We start from the raw sequence: 15,014 nt of genomic DNA on the forward strand, positions 1-15,014 counted from the left end.
ACACAACAACCCTTATCGGGCTCTTTGCTCACTTTCTGCATTATAAGCACATACGAACACCCCCGCACACACACTGTACAAGCATGATAAAATGCGTGGTTGTGCAAGGGAAGGAGTCTCAATGGCCCAGGAGCAAACAAGCGACGGCGAAACACCCGAAAACAACACGGCGACCGAGACCGGGGCCGCCGAAACCACACAGAACTTCTTCACGCGAGGCATTTCCAACATCCTCACCCGAATATCGAATGCACAGGAACGCCATGAGGCCCTCGCGAAAATCCGCGCTGGTCACCGCGAAGCGCTCACCGAGCAGCTGGTGGCGCAGGTTGCCGGCAACGAGGAATTCGCCGCTATGGTCGAGCGCAACATCGCACCGTACCAACGACTCATGTCGTACTACCGATGCGCCATGATGGAAGCAGAAACCAAATTCCGTGTGTTAAACGAGGAATTTGGCCTGCAGCACGACCGCAACCCCATCGAGAGCATTAAATCGCGCTTGAAGTCCCCCGACAGCCTGGCGCGCAAGCTGTACGTCAAAGGCTATCCCATGACAATGGAGTCGCTGGAGAAAAACATCAACGACATCGCAGGCGTGCGCGTGGTGTGCACGTTCCTTGAAGATATGTACGCACTGGCAGAAGCGCTGCTGGCGCAAGACGATGTGGTACTTATCGAGCGCAAAGACTACATCGCCGATCCGAAAGCAAGCGGATATCGAAGCTTGCACCTGATCATCGAGATACCTATTTTTCTCGAACACGAGAAGCGCTCGGTAAAAGTTGAGGTTCAACTGCGCACCATCGCGCAGAACTTCTGGGCCACGCTAGAACATCAGCTGCGCTACAAGAAGAACCTGTCGGAAGAGGCAACAGCCTATGTTGCCCAAGAGCTCACCGATTTGGCCGAAGCAGCATCGTCGCTAGACATCCGCATGCAGGCATTGCGCAACTACCTCGATGACGATCGAAACGAGAAGTAGCAGACGCGTACGGTTCAGTTCGCTCACAAACCCAAATTGTCGTACGTTTCGCAGGGCGAAAGACCACTTCCCTCCGCCCTGTCTTCCGACCCTGCGAACCACGTGGGAAAAGCTATTTCGACGAGCTTGCCGAGCTTGATGACGCACTGCGTGAAGTCCGCTTACGCGACGGTGTCGAGGCCTTCTTCTTGCCACCGCGAGTGCCGCTTCCACTGCGCGCACTACTCCCCTTGCGGGTGCCACCACGTGTAGCCTTGCCCTTCGCGGCCTTTCCCTGCTTTTCCTGTTCCTTGCCGGGGCAATCGAAGTTCGGGCATAGCCGCCAAGGTCCGCGTGCAGTGGTAACCACCACAATAGGCGCGCCGCAGTGCTCGCAAGCTTCGTCGGTGGGCTCGAGCTTGCCATACTGCGGCAACGGATAACCCGTTCCGCATTCATCATAGTTCTCACAGCGAATGAAACGTTTTAAGGTGCGTGGGTTCTTGCGTGCGATCAACTTGGCATCGATACCCGCATCGCCGCAGGTGGGACATAGCCCCACTACCACATCGGGCTCAGCATTCGTGGGACAGTTGGGGTCAATACAGATGGTGCGCGGCTTCGTGCGGAACGCCGTCACCTTCACCTGGGGCATACCGCACGTGGAACACACCTCGGACAACGCCTCAATCTTGCCCGACGGCAGCGGATAGGTGACGTCGCAATCGGGCCAGCCAGCGCAACCAATAAACATGCCACGGGTTTTCTGCGACGCGCGAATTTGCAGGTCGCGCCCGCACTTGGGACATGGCCCAACGTATGCATCGGCAGCCACCGCATCGGCCAGCGCCGCACTTACCTCTTCGGAATGAGGCATCAACTGCGCAAGTTGCTCGGACAGCAGCTTGCGAGAATTACCTACCACCGCGTCTTTCGTGGTAGTGCCGGCGGCAATGTTGTCCATCTCGGCTTCCAGTTCGGCGGTCATTTCAGAATGCGTGATGTGTGGTGCAAACTTATCCAGCGCATCGCACACCGCCATGCCCAGCTGGCTGGGTTCGATGGGGTCGTTTACGATGTACTTCACCGTGTACAGCCGTTCAATGATGCTATGGCGCGTCGACTTCGTACCCAGCCCCAAGCGCTCCATTTCCTGGATAAGCCGTCCTTGTGAATAGCGCGCCGGCGGCTCGGTCTGCTTCTTCGTGCAAGTTGCTCCATTGAATGCGATACGTTGCCCCTGTTCAAACGAAGGCAACTGCTCGTCTTTCTTCAAACCGTACGGGTAAATGGCACGAAAGCCCGGTTTCACCAGCACGTCGCCCTTCGCGACAAAGGGCTCGCCAGCAACATCGAGCGATACTTTTGTCCCCTCCACCACAGCGGCGTCGGAAAGCGTGGCCAAAAACCTGCGAGCGATCAGGTTGTACAGCTTGTAGTTGGCAGCGGGCAGATCGTCGGGGGTCGCCTTGGCGGTAGGATAGATAGGCGGATGGTCGGTGGTTTCCTTCTTTCCGCGTGTGGCATGCAGCGAGCTCCGACTTAGCAGCTGCTTACAGTACGGCGCGTAGGCGGGATTGCCAGAAATTGCCTGCACCACACCACACAGATCGAGCGATTTCGGATACACCGTGTTGTCCACGCGCGGGTACGATATGTAGCCGTCCATGTACAAGCTCTCGGCAATACGCATGGTACGTGCCGGCGAAACTCCCTCAGCGGAAGCGGCTGCCATCAAGCTGGTGGTGTTAAACGGGACAGGCGGTGCCACCGTGCGCGTGCGCTTCTCCACTGCGGAAACGGTGGCGCATCGAGCCTGCTCAACGGCAGCTATAGCAGCGTGCGCCCTCACTTCGTCCTTGAAGCGGGTAGTCGCGTGCGGAGCCTCAAAGGCAAGCTCTCCCTCGCCGTCGGTGGGGCCTACCTGAGCAGCCGCATCGAAACGCCCGCGAATGACCCAGTAGTCCTGCGGCACAAACGCCATACGCTCACGTTCCTTCGCCACCACCAGCGCGAGCGTGGGTGTTTGCACGCGACCCGAACTGCGCACGTTCCCGTAGCCGGCGAACTTCACAAGCGTCAGGTAGCGCGTAAGTGCAGCACCCCAGATAAGATCGATATCCTGGCGCGACGAACCAGCAGCGGCTAAGTTGTTATCCATGGGCACCAGGTTACTAAAGGCGTGTGTTATCTCTTCTTTAGTGAACGCAGAATAGCGCGCGCGACTCACTGGCGCAGTCTCGTTCACCTGGCGGCAACACGCAAGCGCATCGGCACCGATAAGCTCACCTTCGCGGTCGAAGTCAGTCGCAATGATAATGGCATCGGCTTTCTTGGCCAGGTTCTTTAAGCTGCGGATGATGTCTTTTTCCTTGGGCAGCTTCACAATGGGCGCGTATGCCAAATACGGCAGCGCGTCCATCTTCCAGGCTTTCAGCTCCACGCCATCTTCTGTGAACGGCTTTTTCTTCTTGAATGGGGGGCGCGGGAGTTCAGCGGGAACCACAGCGGCAACAGATTCGCCCTCTTCGGTAACACCTTGCCAGCCGCCGCGACGTTTGTACACCATAGACGGCGTGAAATCGGGTTCGAGAATGTGCCCACGCAATCCGATAGTCACCCATTCCTCGCCATCAACCTCAAAGCGGTACACCGGCGTGGAATACACCTTGTCAGATTTGGGTTTTTTCACACCCAGCAGATCGGCGATCTTTTGGGCAGCGTCGTTCTTCTCGGTAACCACGAGTCTCATGCAGACCCCTCCTTGTTCTGCCAGCTGAGCGTTTTTCGCGCAGCCGATGCGCTCACACGATTGCCCCAATTCGTTGATTAACGTGTGCGGGGATAACGCCGCGCTCGGCACAGCCACTCGACGCAGCCGCTCGGCGCAGCGTTGCATAGCATACACGAAATCAGAGAAGCTGCAAGCGATGACGTAAACGGTGTATCCAAGCTGTTTCTAGCTGCCCATGGGCCAGCCAGCTACAGGGAAGCATTAAGAAAACGGCAGCGTTCTCTTAATGCACTGCGCTCCTACTGCCAGGTTTAGTAATCTCTTATTCCAAGAAATGCAGAACTGCTCGCAAAAGGAACCGCGAAAGACGCATTCAGGTACGGTCGGGTATGGACAGGTACGCTCAGATCCAGTCGGGTAGAGAAAACCTCACCTTCAGCCACTTTTTCTACGAAATGCGCGATTGTGCAAAGTTAGCCGTGTCTTCTGCCACTTTTTTCAGGATATGTACGATTTGACGGAGTCGGCAAAGCTCGTCGAAGCTTCAGGGAAAACAACAGTCGTCTCTGACCAGGGAAAACGTAAAGGCGCTCTCAAGAAGTGAAGAGCAATTCTCGTTCCTTGCTTATTTCTACTCGTTTTTCCGCTTCAAATCGTACATATCATGAAAAAAGTGGCAGAAGACACGGCTAACTTTGCACAATCGCGCATATCACGAATTTTTTGCCAGCTTCATTTGCGTGCAACCGAACGTGACAATAGAATCAGGGCTTTTTCCTCCATAGTGACAATAGGGACAGTCATTTTGTTACACCCCGAATAAAATGACAAAGAAAGGGGCTTCAAACTGGTCTTTTGTTCATTTTTTAGGCCCTTCGCGGTTTTTAGTGGTTAGCACAGGGTGCCAGCTGTGGGAAGTGTAGTTTTCCCAGGTTCAGGTAGATGATGGTCTTGAAGTACTCCAGGTTGCTGAACCCACGGGCCTGTCTTTTGGCCGATTGGATGATTGAGTTCATACCCTCTAACACGGCATTGGTTAGCCTGTGGTCGAAGTAGTTAAGAATCTCAGCCCAGTTCTCACGTATTGTCTTGGCGACCGATTTCATCTGTGGCACGTTCGAGTGCATGATCCAGCTGCACAAAGCATTCAGATCAGATTCCGCCTCTTTTCTGGTTTCACATTCATAGACAGTCTGCAGCGCTTCTTTCATCGCACAGGCCCGGGCCGTCTTTAGGTGCTCCTTTGACAGGTTGCGCTTCCTTTCCGCTTGTCCTTCGGTGAGGTTTGCTTCGTTTTTGAGCCATATGTACTTGGTGCGGGACAAAAGTGCTCTTTTCTCCTTTGACTCTCGAGCCTCAGCCGCCCTCACCTTGTCGAGCTGCCTAGTTGCAAGCTGAATTACGTGAAACCGATCGGCCACGCGCTTAGCGTTAGGTAGGTGTTCGGCGACACCTTTGGCAAACGCAGGTGAAAGGTCGCAGGTTACGACCTTTACAGCCTCCGGGTCACCGCCGTGTTCGGCGAGCTCACAAGCGAACTCAGCCACCGTACTGGCGTCACGCCCGAGAGCACAGACCATGACTCTCTCGCCTTTCAGATCGACAAAGCTCGTAAGGTAGTTGTGCCCGCGCTTACGAGCGGTCTCATCAACACCCACGTCGCTAACTCCTGAGAAGTTAGCCTCGGCGTGGGCTTTGGTCACGATGCGATTTAGCATCGCCCAGATCCTCGTGTCGTGCTCACGTACGACCTTCGCTATTCCTGCGACTGGCATTGACGACATGGCCATGACCAATACCTGTGCCTCGAACAGTGCGGTGAAATGCTTGGCATCGGGGGCTGCCCAGGGCACCTCGGCTGTGATTGGGCTACCCTCACAATCAAGACGCGGCAGCTTGCAGTGGATGTAGGTCTTGTATTGCCATATGTCCAAATGGCGCCACGTGCGCTCGCGCGTATCGTACACGCCGTGCATCGCCCCACATCTCGGACATCTTAAGGCATACCCCGGTGTCCTTTCGATGTAGACATGCAGTTCATCAGGATCGGGATCGCAATCCCTCATCTCAACGTCGACAACACTCCACTCATCTCCGAGGTTCAATGATTTTGCAATGATCGTTGCTAGCATCTTCGTTTGTGGGTTCATTTTGGCATCTCCGTATGTTTCCACTTACATGCTAAATGATACCGCTTGGCCCCGCTTGTAACTACACTTCCCACAGCTGGCACCCTGTGCTAACCACTAAAAACCGCGAAGGGCCAAACAAACAAGCACACGGACAACATGAGAAGTGCTGCGAATCCGTTTTGTTATGAAGGCATATTCCCAGTTCAACTTCATACCTCAATTTAGGGGATATTAAACATCGTATCTTTTGTCCCAAAAAAGCCTTCTGATCGCTCTCCAAAATAAACACGTCGAGCGATTTGTTAGATACCTTACATGATGGCCTATCTCATCGCTGGATAACCAGGCAAGACGGTTGACAAGGAGGAACAAAATGAGAGAACTTAATAGAAGAAGCTTTCTGAAAAGCATTGTTGTCACTGGCGGCATTGCAGCAGTTGCCAGTCTTACAGGCTGCTCCACCAAACCAGATCCCAATCAAGATGGAGGCGACACGTCGCAGGAAACCAATCCAACCGCCCAATCCATTACGCCAAGCGAATCCATCAATTGCCAGCTATGCGTCATTGGTGCTGGCCTTTCAGGTTTGGCAGCTTGCGTGCAAGCAGGCGAACTCGGGATAAACGTGGTAGCTCTCGAATCGACAGACGCAGCCGGAGGTGGTGCTCGAATGGGTGTCGAAGGTTCATTCGGAATCAACTCAGCCATGGCGAAAGTTTCCGGCGTAGAGGTTGATCAGCGAGCAATACTAAAAGACGAGCTTTCTCAAGCCCAACAGCGTAACAATGCACTACTTTGGAAAGATTTATTCGATGTAGCCGGTGAGAACATTGATTGGCTTGTAAAAAACGGCGTGGAATTCAGCGGTATCATCGACAACTACCACACCGGAAAATTCAATACCTTCCACTGGTACAAGAACGGACACGCTTCCGAGGGCTACGTTCCCCAGATGTCCGCCAAAGCTGAAGAACTGGGCGTAAACTTCATCTTCAACACCACCGCAAAACGGCTCATTCAGGATGATGCGGGCAAAGTAATCGGCGTCTATGCCGAGAGAAACGATGGTAGTTGGATTCAAGTTAATGCCGATGCGATAATCCTCTCCAGCGGCGGCTTTGGTTCAAACCCTGAAATCGTTGCTCGGATCGGCTACGAACCCGACCGGCTAGGCTGCATGTTCGAAGCCGCCCAAGGATATGGGTACCAAATGGCTATAGCTGCCGGAGCCAAAGACACAATCCCCGGCTGCTGCGACCAAAACGCACCGATGATCGGCTCTCTACCCAAAGGACAAACTAACATGCTGTTCTGTATGGAGCCGAAGATTCCATGGATCAATGAAGAATGTGAGCGTTTCTATGCCGAGGATATCGTCGTGAGCAACATGTCCTACTCGAACCCGCCAAAATGGAACCAGAAGGACTACTTCATCATCTTTGACCAAAAGATAGTTGATGACTATAGCTCATGGGGAACCGACTCCACTCTCGATTTCCCTCACCAGATCGACGCCGCCGTACAATCTGGCGACGGCTCAGTCTATCGCTGCAATACCATTGAGGAACTGGCAGCTTGCTACGACCTCAATACCGATGCCCTTGTTTCATGTATAGAGGACTACAATCGCATGTGCGCCGCAGGCGATGACGAGTTCTTCGGCAAAGATCCTCAATACCTGCAAGCTATTGAGAATGGGCCTTTCTACATCGCTCGACCGATGTGGGTGGTATTCTGTGTTGTCGGCGGCATCGGTACCAACCGAAACACCGAAGTAATTGATGACCACTTCAACGTCATTCCAGGTCTGTATGCAGTCGGCAACGATGGCTGCATGCTGTATCGCAACATTTATACGATCGATACGCCGGGCACCTGCAGCGGTTGGGGCATTGCCTCTGGCAGAAAAGCCGTCCAGCACGCTTACGAAAATTACATCTCAGCTTAAGTACTCTATCAGACAGCCATTACAATGGATTAGGTCGTCGGGTAGCGAAAAAGATGATAGCCTGATCCTAACTTAACAAGGCCCGGGGAGATCAACACGATCTCCCCGCACCATAGTGAGAAGCTTCCGGAGAGAGGGGATCGATGGGCTTTTCAAACAAACGAAACAAAACTCATAGCGTTCTCCCTTTTGTTCTTTTTGGATACTCCCTCTTCATCGCAGCAAACACGTTTAACTTACGAGAACCGGTGACTTTACTGGCAGAACCCTACCAGTTTTCCGAAGAAGCTTTGCGTTCTCTTACTTACATCCCCTTTGCAACAGCTTCAATGAGCATCGGTGCTTTAATTCTAAAATGCAAGAAGGATTTACTGAAACTCTTGCCCGCTGCCTCACTTGTCTCATTTCTTTGCGGGTGCCTATTCATGTGTGTCTCAATTCTCTTCCCATCACTATCATTTCTCACAGCCTGCGCCCTTGTGGTATTTGGCATCTATAGCGCACTAACGTTTGACGCATGGATTCGCCACGTGGTTCACCTCAACCAAGACGAGGTTTGGATTTTTGCTATCACCTCATCATTCTTGGCTCCGGTCATCCATTTCTTCACTGACTACATGTTCACAGTCATCCCCACTTTTGCAGCTTTCTCGATGCTCTCCTTCTCGTCTCTTGCCGTTCTGTTTTGCCTGCATCTCTACCTACCCAATGAGAATAACTGCCAAAACGAAGTCAACGAGAAACGCTTCCGGGTTCGATCGGCGTTCTCGAGTCAGGGGACAACCATTGTTGCTTTGGGAGCCATGGGCTTCGTATCAACTTCCTCTCGAGCCATTCTGGGAGGAGGATCAAATCCACTCGCCACCGCCGCCGAAATGATCGCCCTTATCTTGGCCGGCATCGTCTTACTTATCACTGTTTTCGTTTTTCGCGTTCAAGTCAACGTAAAGAAGATTGTCCTTTGGTCAATTCCTATCATGGCCCTAACCTGTTTAGCAGTGCCCTTCCTCGACAGCACGTTCACCGTTGTATTCCTCGGAGTATCAACTACATGTCACACGCTAGGCTTACTTCTTCTTCAAGTAGCGAGCCGCGCCTACGGCAATGGAAATACACGTATCGCTGTAGGCACCTACGGTATCCTTAGTGGCAGCGTCTGCTTCATCACTATTCTCGGATACTTTATTCCTCTTCATAGAATTGGTTCCGATTTGGGAATTCCCCCAGCAATTGTGGCCTCGTTGTTCTCGGCGGTTGCGCTAGCTCTAGGACTCTCGATAGAACGCATCTCGCTTTTTAGCGCAAAGATGCTCGATCGCGATCAGGAAGACCCTTTACATAACGCAGTCTCATCGGTTGCCTTGGAATACAGTCTAACAAATAAAGAGGAAGAGGTTTTACTACTAATGGCCCACGGGCGAGACATCCCCACCATAGCCAAACAACTCGTTGTTTCCCAAAGTACCGTAAGAACCCACAACAAGCATATTTTCAAGAAACTCGGAGCTCATTCCCGTCAAGACTGCATCGATGAAGTGATGCGATCTTATACACAAAACTAGTAGTATCGAGCCTCTATTACCCGAAATCCACCCCAGTTTGAGCGGTCAAGCACTAATCTGATGCTATTTGCATAGAATACGCGCTCGTCAGCTTGCGTTGCGAGCGTTTCAGTATGACGCACGAAACGTCCATAGTGTCGCATTTTAGGTCTAGCTGGCATCTTTGATCAGCACTTTACGTGCAGATAGAGTACATCAAACTATGTGTTAAACGAAGAACTCATCCCAAAACGTGCTGACCACATTTTGGTTGACAAAAGTTGACAATATATAGTAATTTTTATCAACCGCTAATCTTGAAAGTAGAATAAACCCATGGAAACCTTTATCGACATACTCGAAGTTCGTTTCGGAAAGAATCAACCCATTCTCACCGAAGAGATACTCTGCGTGTTCTCTGATATTAGCCGTCAGGCTGTATACAAGAGAATTGATGCAGCTATGGCGGAGGGGAAGATTGCTCGCTATGACCGTGGCGTGTATTACCTTCCGACGGAAACGCGCTTTGGGAAGTCATCGCTTCTAGGAACGCAAGTTGCCACAAAACGCTGGCTTCAATCTGGTAACGATGTTTATGGCTATGTTTCCGGTTTCAATCTGGTAAATGAGTCGGGAGTATCTGATCAGGTGCCTAATACCCTGGAAATTACTACGAACAAAGAGAGTTCTCGTTTGCGAGAGGTTAAGCCTTTTGGTGGCTGGAAACGCATAACACTGCGAAAACCTCGGCGTCCTGTTAATGCTCGTAATGTTAACGCACTACGGTTTCTCGATCTTATTACCGATCAACAAATCCAGTTTTACGATGAATACGAAATGGATGCGCTTAAAAAGCTGGCTCGCAAAGCAGGTAGATCTATGATTTACGATTGCTCGGCCAGTTACCCAGACAGAACGGCCAAGAAATTGGCAGAGTGTGAGAGATATCGTGTATTTGCATGAGAATCCAGCTGATTTCAAGGAGCTCGTTCGCCAAGTGGCCGAATACGAGCAGATGCCCCAATCTTTCATTGTGAAAGATTATTTTGCTGTTCAAATACTCAAAGAGGTGACACGAAGAAATCCGGCGCTTGTCTTTAAGGGTGGAACTTGCCTCTCTAAGTGTTACGGCGTTATTAATCGCTTCTCTGAAGATATTGACCTGGGTATTCAAGCAGAACACGCGACCGAGGGCATGAGAAAACGTATCAAACAAGCAGTGGTAGAGAGCGCTTACTCGTTGGGACTTTCTATCGAAAATCTCGACCGAACGCGCAGCCGCCGAGAGTTCAACCGTTACGAGATGCCACTGCCTAATATCGATAAGACAACGTTCGCCGATAAACTTGTGGTAGAAACAGCCGTTATGACTCCAGCCGATCCCGCAGCGTATCGTAGTTTACAGAGCTTTATTGGGATATTTTGTGAAGAACAGCGCTTTGTCGAAGCTGCTGAAGAATACGACCTCGGTCCCTTTGAAGTATTAGCTAACTCTTTGGAGCGAACCTTCTGTGACAAAACCTTCGCTTTGTGTGACTACTATTTAGCGGGCAGCATACCTCCGCGACAGTCGCGCCACATGTATGACCTTTGCAAGCTGCTTGATCGGGTTCCATTAGACGAAACACTGCTTGAACTGCTGAAGATAGTGCGCCGTCAGCGCTTGGGCGGCTCCCGTACACCTTCGGCAAATCCCGCCGTTGATATATCTGACACTCTGCAAAGAATCGCAAGCTATGGTGTCTATCAGGAAGACTACGAGAAAGCCACCGCTCCTCTTCTATATGACGATCTGAGTTACGAAGATGCCGCTACAGCAGTGATGCGAATAGCTGCCTTCCTTAAAGGAAAACTTTAAGGAAGAACCGAACTAAACAGTGACACGTAGTCTTGCGAACCTGCAGGCACGCTTAAGGTAATGTTGCGCCCATATGCCTGCACAGTAAGGTAAGAAGGGTCGTCGTATGTGATGATGGTTGCGTCTACGCCTTGGTACGTGCCGCTCACGCTGCCCGTCTGCACCGCATCGGCGGGCAAGGTGGCAACCTGCCAGTCTTCAATAGCCAAGTTATCAACGGCAGCATCGAATTCGGCATCCGACATGCCCGTCCACTGCTGAATGCTCTCCCGCTGCGACTCGATGGCTCCTTCAATCTGACCTTTCACGCCCGATGCGTCAAGCGCAGCGTTCGCGGCTTTGCTCTTCCAGTTATTCAGGAATTCCAGACCGAAGGGAGCTTCTGACGCTTCTGATGTCGCGTCTCCACCAACAGCACCATCCGATTGATCGGCATCACTGGGCATAAGCACCAGCACCCCAATACCCACAACAATAAGCAGGATCAGACCAACGAACGCGATGATGGCCTTGTTGGCCAGGCTCTTCGTCTTTTGGTCGCCAAATGCCTCCGAGCTTGCGGGATCCGGGTACTCAAACGTCACGTTAGGAGATGTACGCTGATTGGGGAATCGGTTGCGGTCGTAGGGGTTCGTCATGGCGGCTCCTTCCGTAGCCGTTCGCACATCGAGGACGCCGCCGTTGCTGCGATGATAATGCGCTTCACACGGCGATGATGCTGTCGGTTCGACGGCATCCCCACCGTTTAGGGTACGCAAGCTTCCCGCAAAATCGGGCGATTCACGAAACCGTCGCAGGGTGTTCACTAGTTTGGTACCGAATCGGCACCAAATCCCCATAGCATGAGGGAAACACTGACTAAGGCTACGAAGGTGATGCTTGTTTCGCGACTACACTCGAGCGAGCTTGTGACTCAGCCGCTTGCTCGCATTCGAGCACGCGTTGCATGGCGGCAATGGCGCATTCGATCATGGAGTCGTCGGGCTCATTCGTGGTCAAGCGCTGCATCTGCATACCGGGCCACAGGATCACCTTCACAAGTGGATTGTCGGGACGACTTCCCGCCCACTTCACCGTTATCTCGTATGCGATGCCGGCAATAAGCGGCATAAACGCAATGCGCACCGCTATGACCAGCAGCAGCTTCGGCAAGCCGTCGGGCACACCCCACGACGTGATGAGCGGTTTTACGGGAATGACGGTGTACACCAAGATAGCGATGATCATGACCATGATTAGAAACGCCGTGCCACAACGCACGTGCAAGCGTGGGAAACTACGCGCATTCTCGGGCGTGAGCGGTAATCCGTGCTCGTAGCAATGGATAGTCTTGTGCTCGGCACCGTGGTAGCCAAACATGCGCTGAATGTCTTTCATGCGTCCGATCAGCCACATGTAGAACACAAACACAGCCACACGCAGCACGCCGTCGACAATGTTCCAAGCAAGCGTGCGATCGTCGTACTCGCCTACGATCAGGTTCGTCACGAACGCGGGCAGCACCACAAACAGCACAACACCCAACACTAAACCGAGCACCATAGACACCATCATCTCGCGGTGTCCGAACTCCACTTCCTCGTCCATAAATGACTTTTTGTCGGATGAGGCTTCGGATGCTGCAGCGGACGCTGGCACGGGCACGGGTTCCGTAACCACGTCGAGCGTCGTTTGAGCCCCCAGCGCGTCGATCATCTCTTCGGGGTTACCAAAATCGTCTTTCCACGAGAATCGATGCTCGGGTTCTGACACAGACTCGAGTTTGGATTCGGGCTCAAGTTCAAACTCAGATTCAGGCTCGCGCTTACCATCAAGCTCGCGCTCGCCGCCCCCACCGACTTCTCCAATTCCATCCACCTTGGCACCGTCACCGGCCTCGCTTTCACCTTCGCACTCTTCGGTTCCCTCGTCAGCGAACGCATGCAGGGCGGCTATCTCAAGCGCCTTGTAACCCAGCACCAGCGAGTTCACAAACGCAACCACCCCGCGCACGACAGGCCACGACGCCCAACGCGCCTTCGACGCCTGCCCCAGCTCGTGTTCTTCCACGTAGATGCCGCCGTCTGGCTCACGCACAGCAACCGCCCAGTTCAGCTTGCCGCGCATCATGATGCCTTCGATGAGCGCTTGACCTCCTACGTGCGTTTTTAGCGCGCCATCCTCGGAAAACGCGCGCGACAGATCGCTTTTTCGGCGCCCATCGCGCTCAACCTCAACGCTACCATCCACCGCTAATCCCTCCGAACCTGCGGATAAGGATTGCCGCACGACATCTTGCCCTCGGGGCACGCACCGCGCACGCACGGTGCACCGGCATCGGCGAAGATGAACGGGGCCGTAGGCCGCGCAAGCTCCAACATGCGATGAGCCATGTCGCGAATTTCCCACTGCGCGCGGTTGCAGCAGCGCAAACTGAAGAAGTGCAGCAGCTCGCGAACGTTCATGGTGATAACGATCTTGCTTTCTGCAGCGTTGGGAAGCAGGTAGCGAGCATCTTCTGCGGGTATACCTGCATCGAGCAGCTGTCGATACGCGGTAACAGCCGCCTCAATTGCCTGGTCGAATACCGCTTCGGCTTGCGCGTCCGCCGCAACGGTTGGGGGCTTCACGCATTCCAGACCATCCGAAAACTTCACGTAGCGCTGGCTTTGCTGATTGAAACTGGCGATGCGATGGCGCACCAACTGATGCGTGAGCGCGCGGGACACGCCGTCAACCGCGAAGGTGTAGCTTGCATGTTCGAGCGTCGACAAATGCCCACTCGCCAGAATCGTTGACAGCACGCTGCGCATGCGCTCTTCCGGCATGGTTTCCATCAGCTCGGCAGCCCCCACGGGCGCGTAGCATAAGCGCGCCGCCGTTGCGATGGCGCGCTCGGGATCGGGCGTATGGTACAACAACTCAACTTGCATAAGACACTCCTCTATAGGTTCACACACCCTTACAGTTCGATGCGCTCAAACATGTCTTTTCCCGCACCGCATATGGGGCATTCGTAATCGTCGGGCAGCTCGTCTGTCTCCACAACATAGCCGCACACCATACACCGCCTGCCATATCGCTTGGCGGGCGCGGCAGAATCCTGCCCTTCGGTCTCACCAGCGGGTGCGTCCGCATCTGATGCGGATTCATCAGTGCTTTCGCCACCCTTGGTTGACTTGTTAGCAGGCTCGGAATCGTCAGCTCCTGTGTAGCTCGACGCCTTCGGCGGGGTCTTGCCGCCTTTCACCTGATGATAGTAGGCGTACGTCATAGGCTCTTCGTCAGCAAGTTTCTCAGCCTCTTCCACCTCACCAATGAACAGCACATGCGTTCCTACATCGACACACTTCGTCACGCGCACCGAGAAGCGTGCAACCGCCTGCTCGGCAACATAGGGAACACCAGCGGCGTCGTGTGCCACTTGAAAGTCGGCAAACTTGTCGAACTCCGAGCTCGTCCTAAAGCCGAACGCCCCAATGAGCTCCATAGTCGCACTTTGCGCCAACACTGTGCAAGCAAAACGCCCCGATTCCTGCACGACGCTCGCCGTAACGTTTTCCTTGTTCAGTGCAACACTCACCTGAAACGGCGACGAAGTAACCTGCGCAAACGTGTTCGCCACGCAACCCGCCGCGCCGTCGTTCGCACTGCCATCGCTCTTCGCGGTGATAAGGTACAAGCCGTAACTCAAACTACGAAATGCTTTCTTGTCGACACCCATCCGTATCCCCTTTCGACTCATGCCAGCTGCGATACACACAGCACCGCAGCACGCGTCTGTGCACGAAACCATGGTAGCATCGAACGGCGCGCAACAAGAAGACATCCCTTTCGTTGTATGAGAAATGCAACGAA

11 protein-coding genes are annotated in these 15,014 nt (G+C 53.3%); 5 read left to right on the forward strand and 6 right to left on the reverse strand.

Annotation, left to right across the window (positions count from 1 at the left end; all coding sequences use genetic code 11):
- Window positions 1-121: 121 nt before the first annotated feature.
- Entirely contained in the window at window positions 122-985 is an 864-nt protein-coding gene (locus G7Y44_RS05410) for a GTP pyrophosphokinase (protein ID WP_206214409.1), read from the forward strand.
- Window positions 986-1,097: 112 nt separating this feature from the next.
- On the opposite strand, the gene G7Y44_RS05415 is transcribed toward G7Y44_RS05410, so the two are convergent.
- Both G7Y44_RS05415 and G7Y44_RS05420 read right to left on the reverse strand, forming a co-directional pair.
- Complete coding sequence (locus G7Y44_RS05415) at window positions 1,098-3,716, reverse strand: DNA topoisomerase I (RefSeq protein WP_165248187.1); 2,619 nt, start codon at window positions 3,714-3,716, stop codon at window positions 1,098-1,100.
- An 866-nt stretch (window positions 3,717-4,582) separates the two neighbouring features.
- Window positions 4,583-5,848 carry an ISL3 family transposase gene (locus tag G7Y44_RS05420; RefSeq protein ID WP_165248189.1) on the reverse strand — a complete coding sequence of 422 codons (1,266 nt, stop codon included), beginning with the start codon at window positions 5,846-5,848 and terminating at the stop codon, window positions 4,583-4,585.
- 355 nt (window positions 5,849-6,203) lie between these two features.
- Between G7Y44_RS05420 and G7Y44_RS05425 the strand changes: the two genes are divergently transcribed.
- From G7Y44_RS05425 to G7Y44_RS05440, 4 genes are all read left to right on the forward strand, one after another.
- Window positions 6,204-7,778: an FAD-dependent oxidoreductase gene (locus G7Y44_RS05425; protein WP_165248191.1), complete on the forward strand. Its 1,575-nt coding sequence runs from the start codon at window positions 6,204-6,206 to the stop codon at window positions 7,776-7,778.
- Between the two features lie 143 nt (window positions 7,779-7,921).
- The gene (locus tag G7Y44_RS05430) at window positions 7,922-9,340 is read left to right on the forward strand and encodes a response regulator transcription factor (protein ID WP_165248193.1); all 1,419 of its coding nucleotides are present in this window, start codon (window positions 7,922-7,924) and stop codon (window positions 9,338-9,340) included.
- A gap of 315 nt (window positions 9,341-9,655) precedes the next feature.
- Window positions 9,656-10,282 (forward strand): hypothetical protein, encoded by a 627-nt coding sequence (locus G7Y44_RS05435; RefSeq protein WP_165248195.1) that lies wholly within the window; start codon window positions 9,656-9,658, stop codon window positions 10,280-10,282.
- Window positions 10,257-11,177: a nucleotidyl transferase AbiEii/AbiGii toxin family protein gene (locus tag G7Y44_RS05440; RefSeq protein WP_241159198.1), complete on the forward strand. Its 921-nt coding sequence runs from the start codon at window positions 10,257-10,259 to the stop codon at window positions 11,175-11,177. Before G7Y44_RS05435 ends, G7Y44_RS05440 begins: the two co-directional genes overlap by 26 nt.
- On the opposite strand, the gene G7Y44_RS05445 is transcribed toward G7Y44_RS05440, so the two are convergent.
- From G7Y44_RS05445 to G7Y44_RS05460, 4 genes are all read right to left on the reverse strand, one after another.
- Window positions 11,174-11,815 (reverse strand): hypothetical protein, encoded by a 642-nt coding sequence (locus G7Y44_RS05445; protein WP_165248197.1) that lies wholly within the window; start codon window positions 11,813-11,815, stop codon window positions 11,174-11,176. The two genes, G7Y44_RS05440 and G7Y44_RS05445, sit on opposite strands and share 4 nt — an antisense overlap.
- A gap of 226 nt (window positions 11,816-12,041) precedes the next feature.
- The gene (locus G7Y44_RS05450) at window positions 12,042-13,406 is read right to left on the reverse strand and encodes a DUF1385 domain-containing protein (protein ID WP_241159199.1); all 1,365 of its coding nucleotides are present in this window, start codon (window positions 13,404-13,406) and stop codon (window positions 12,042-12,044) included.
- Between the two features lie 2 nt (window positions 13,407-13,408).
- Window positions 13,409-14,089, reverse strand: coding sequence for an FAD-dependent thymidylate synthase (thyX, locus tag G7Y44_RS05455; RefSeq protein ID WP_165248199.1), 681 nt, complete (start codon window positions 14,087-14,089; stop codon window positions 13,409-13,411).
- 29 nt (window positions 14,090-14,118) lie between these two features.
- On the reverse strand, window positions 14,119-14,880 hold the full coding sequence (locus tag G7Y44_RS05460) for a flavin reductase (protein ID WP_165248201.1): 762 nt from the start codon (window positions 14,878-14,880) through the stop codon (window positions 14,119-14,121).
- Between the last annotated feature and the right edge of the window lie 134 nt (window positions 14,881-15,014).

Source organism: Adlercreutzia sp. ZJ141 (assembly GCF_011038965.1).
In the GTDB taxonomy this organism is placed as follows: Bacteria; Actinomycetota; Coriobacteriia; order Coriobacteriales; family Eggerthellaceae; genus ZJ141.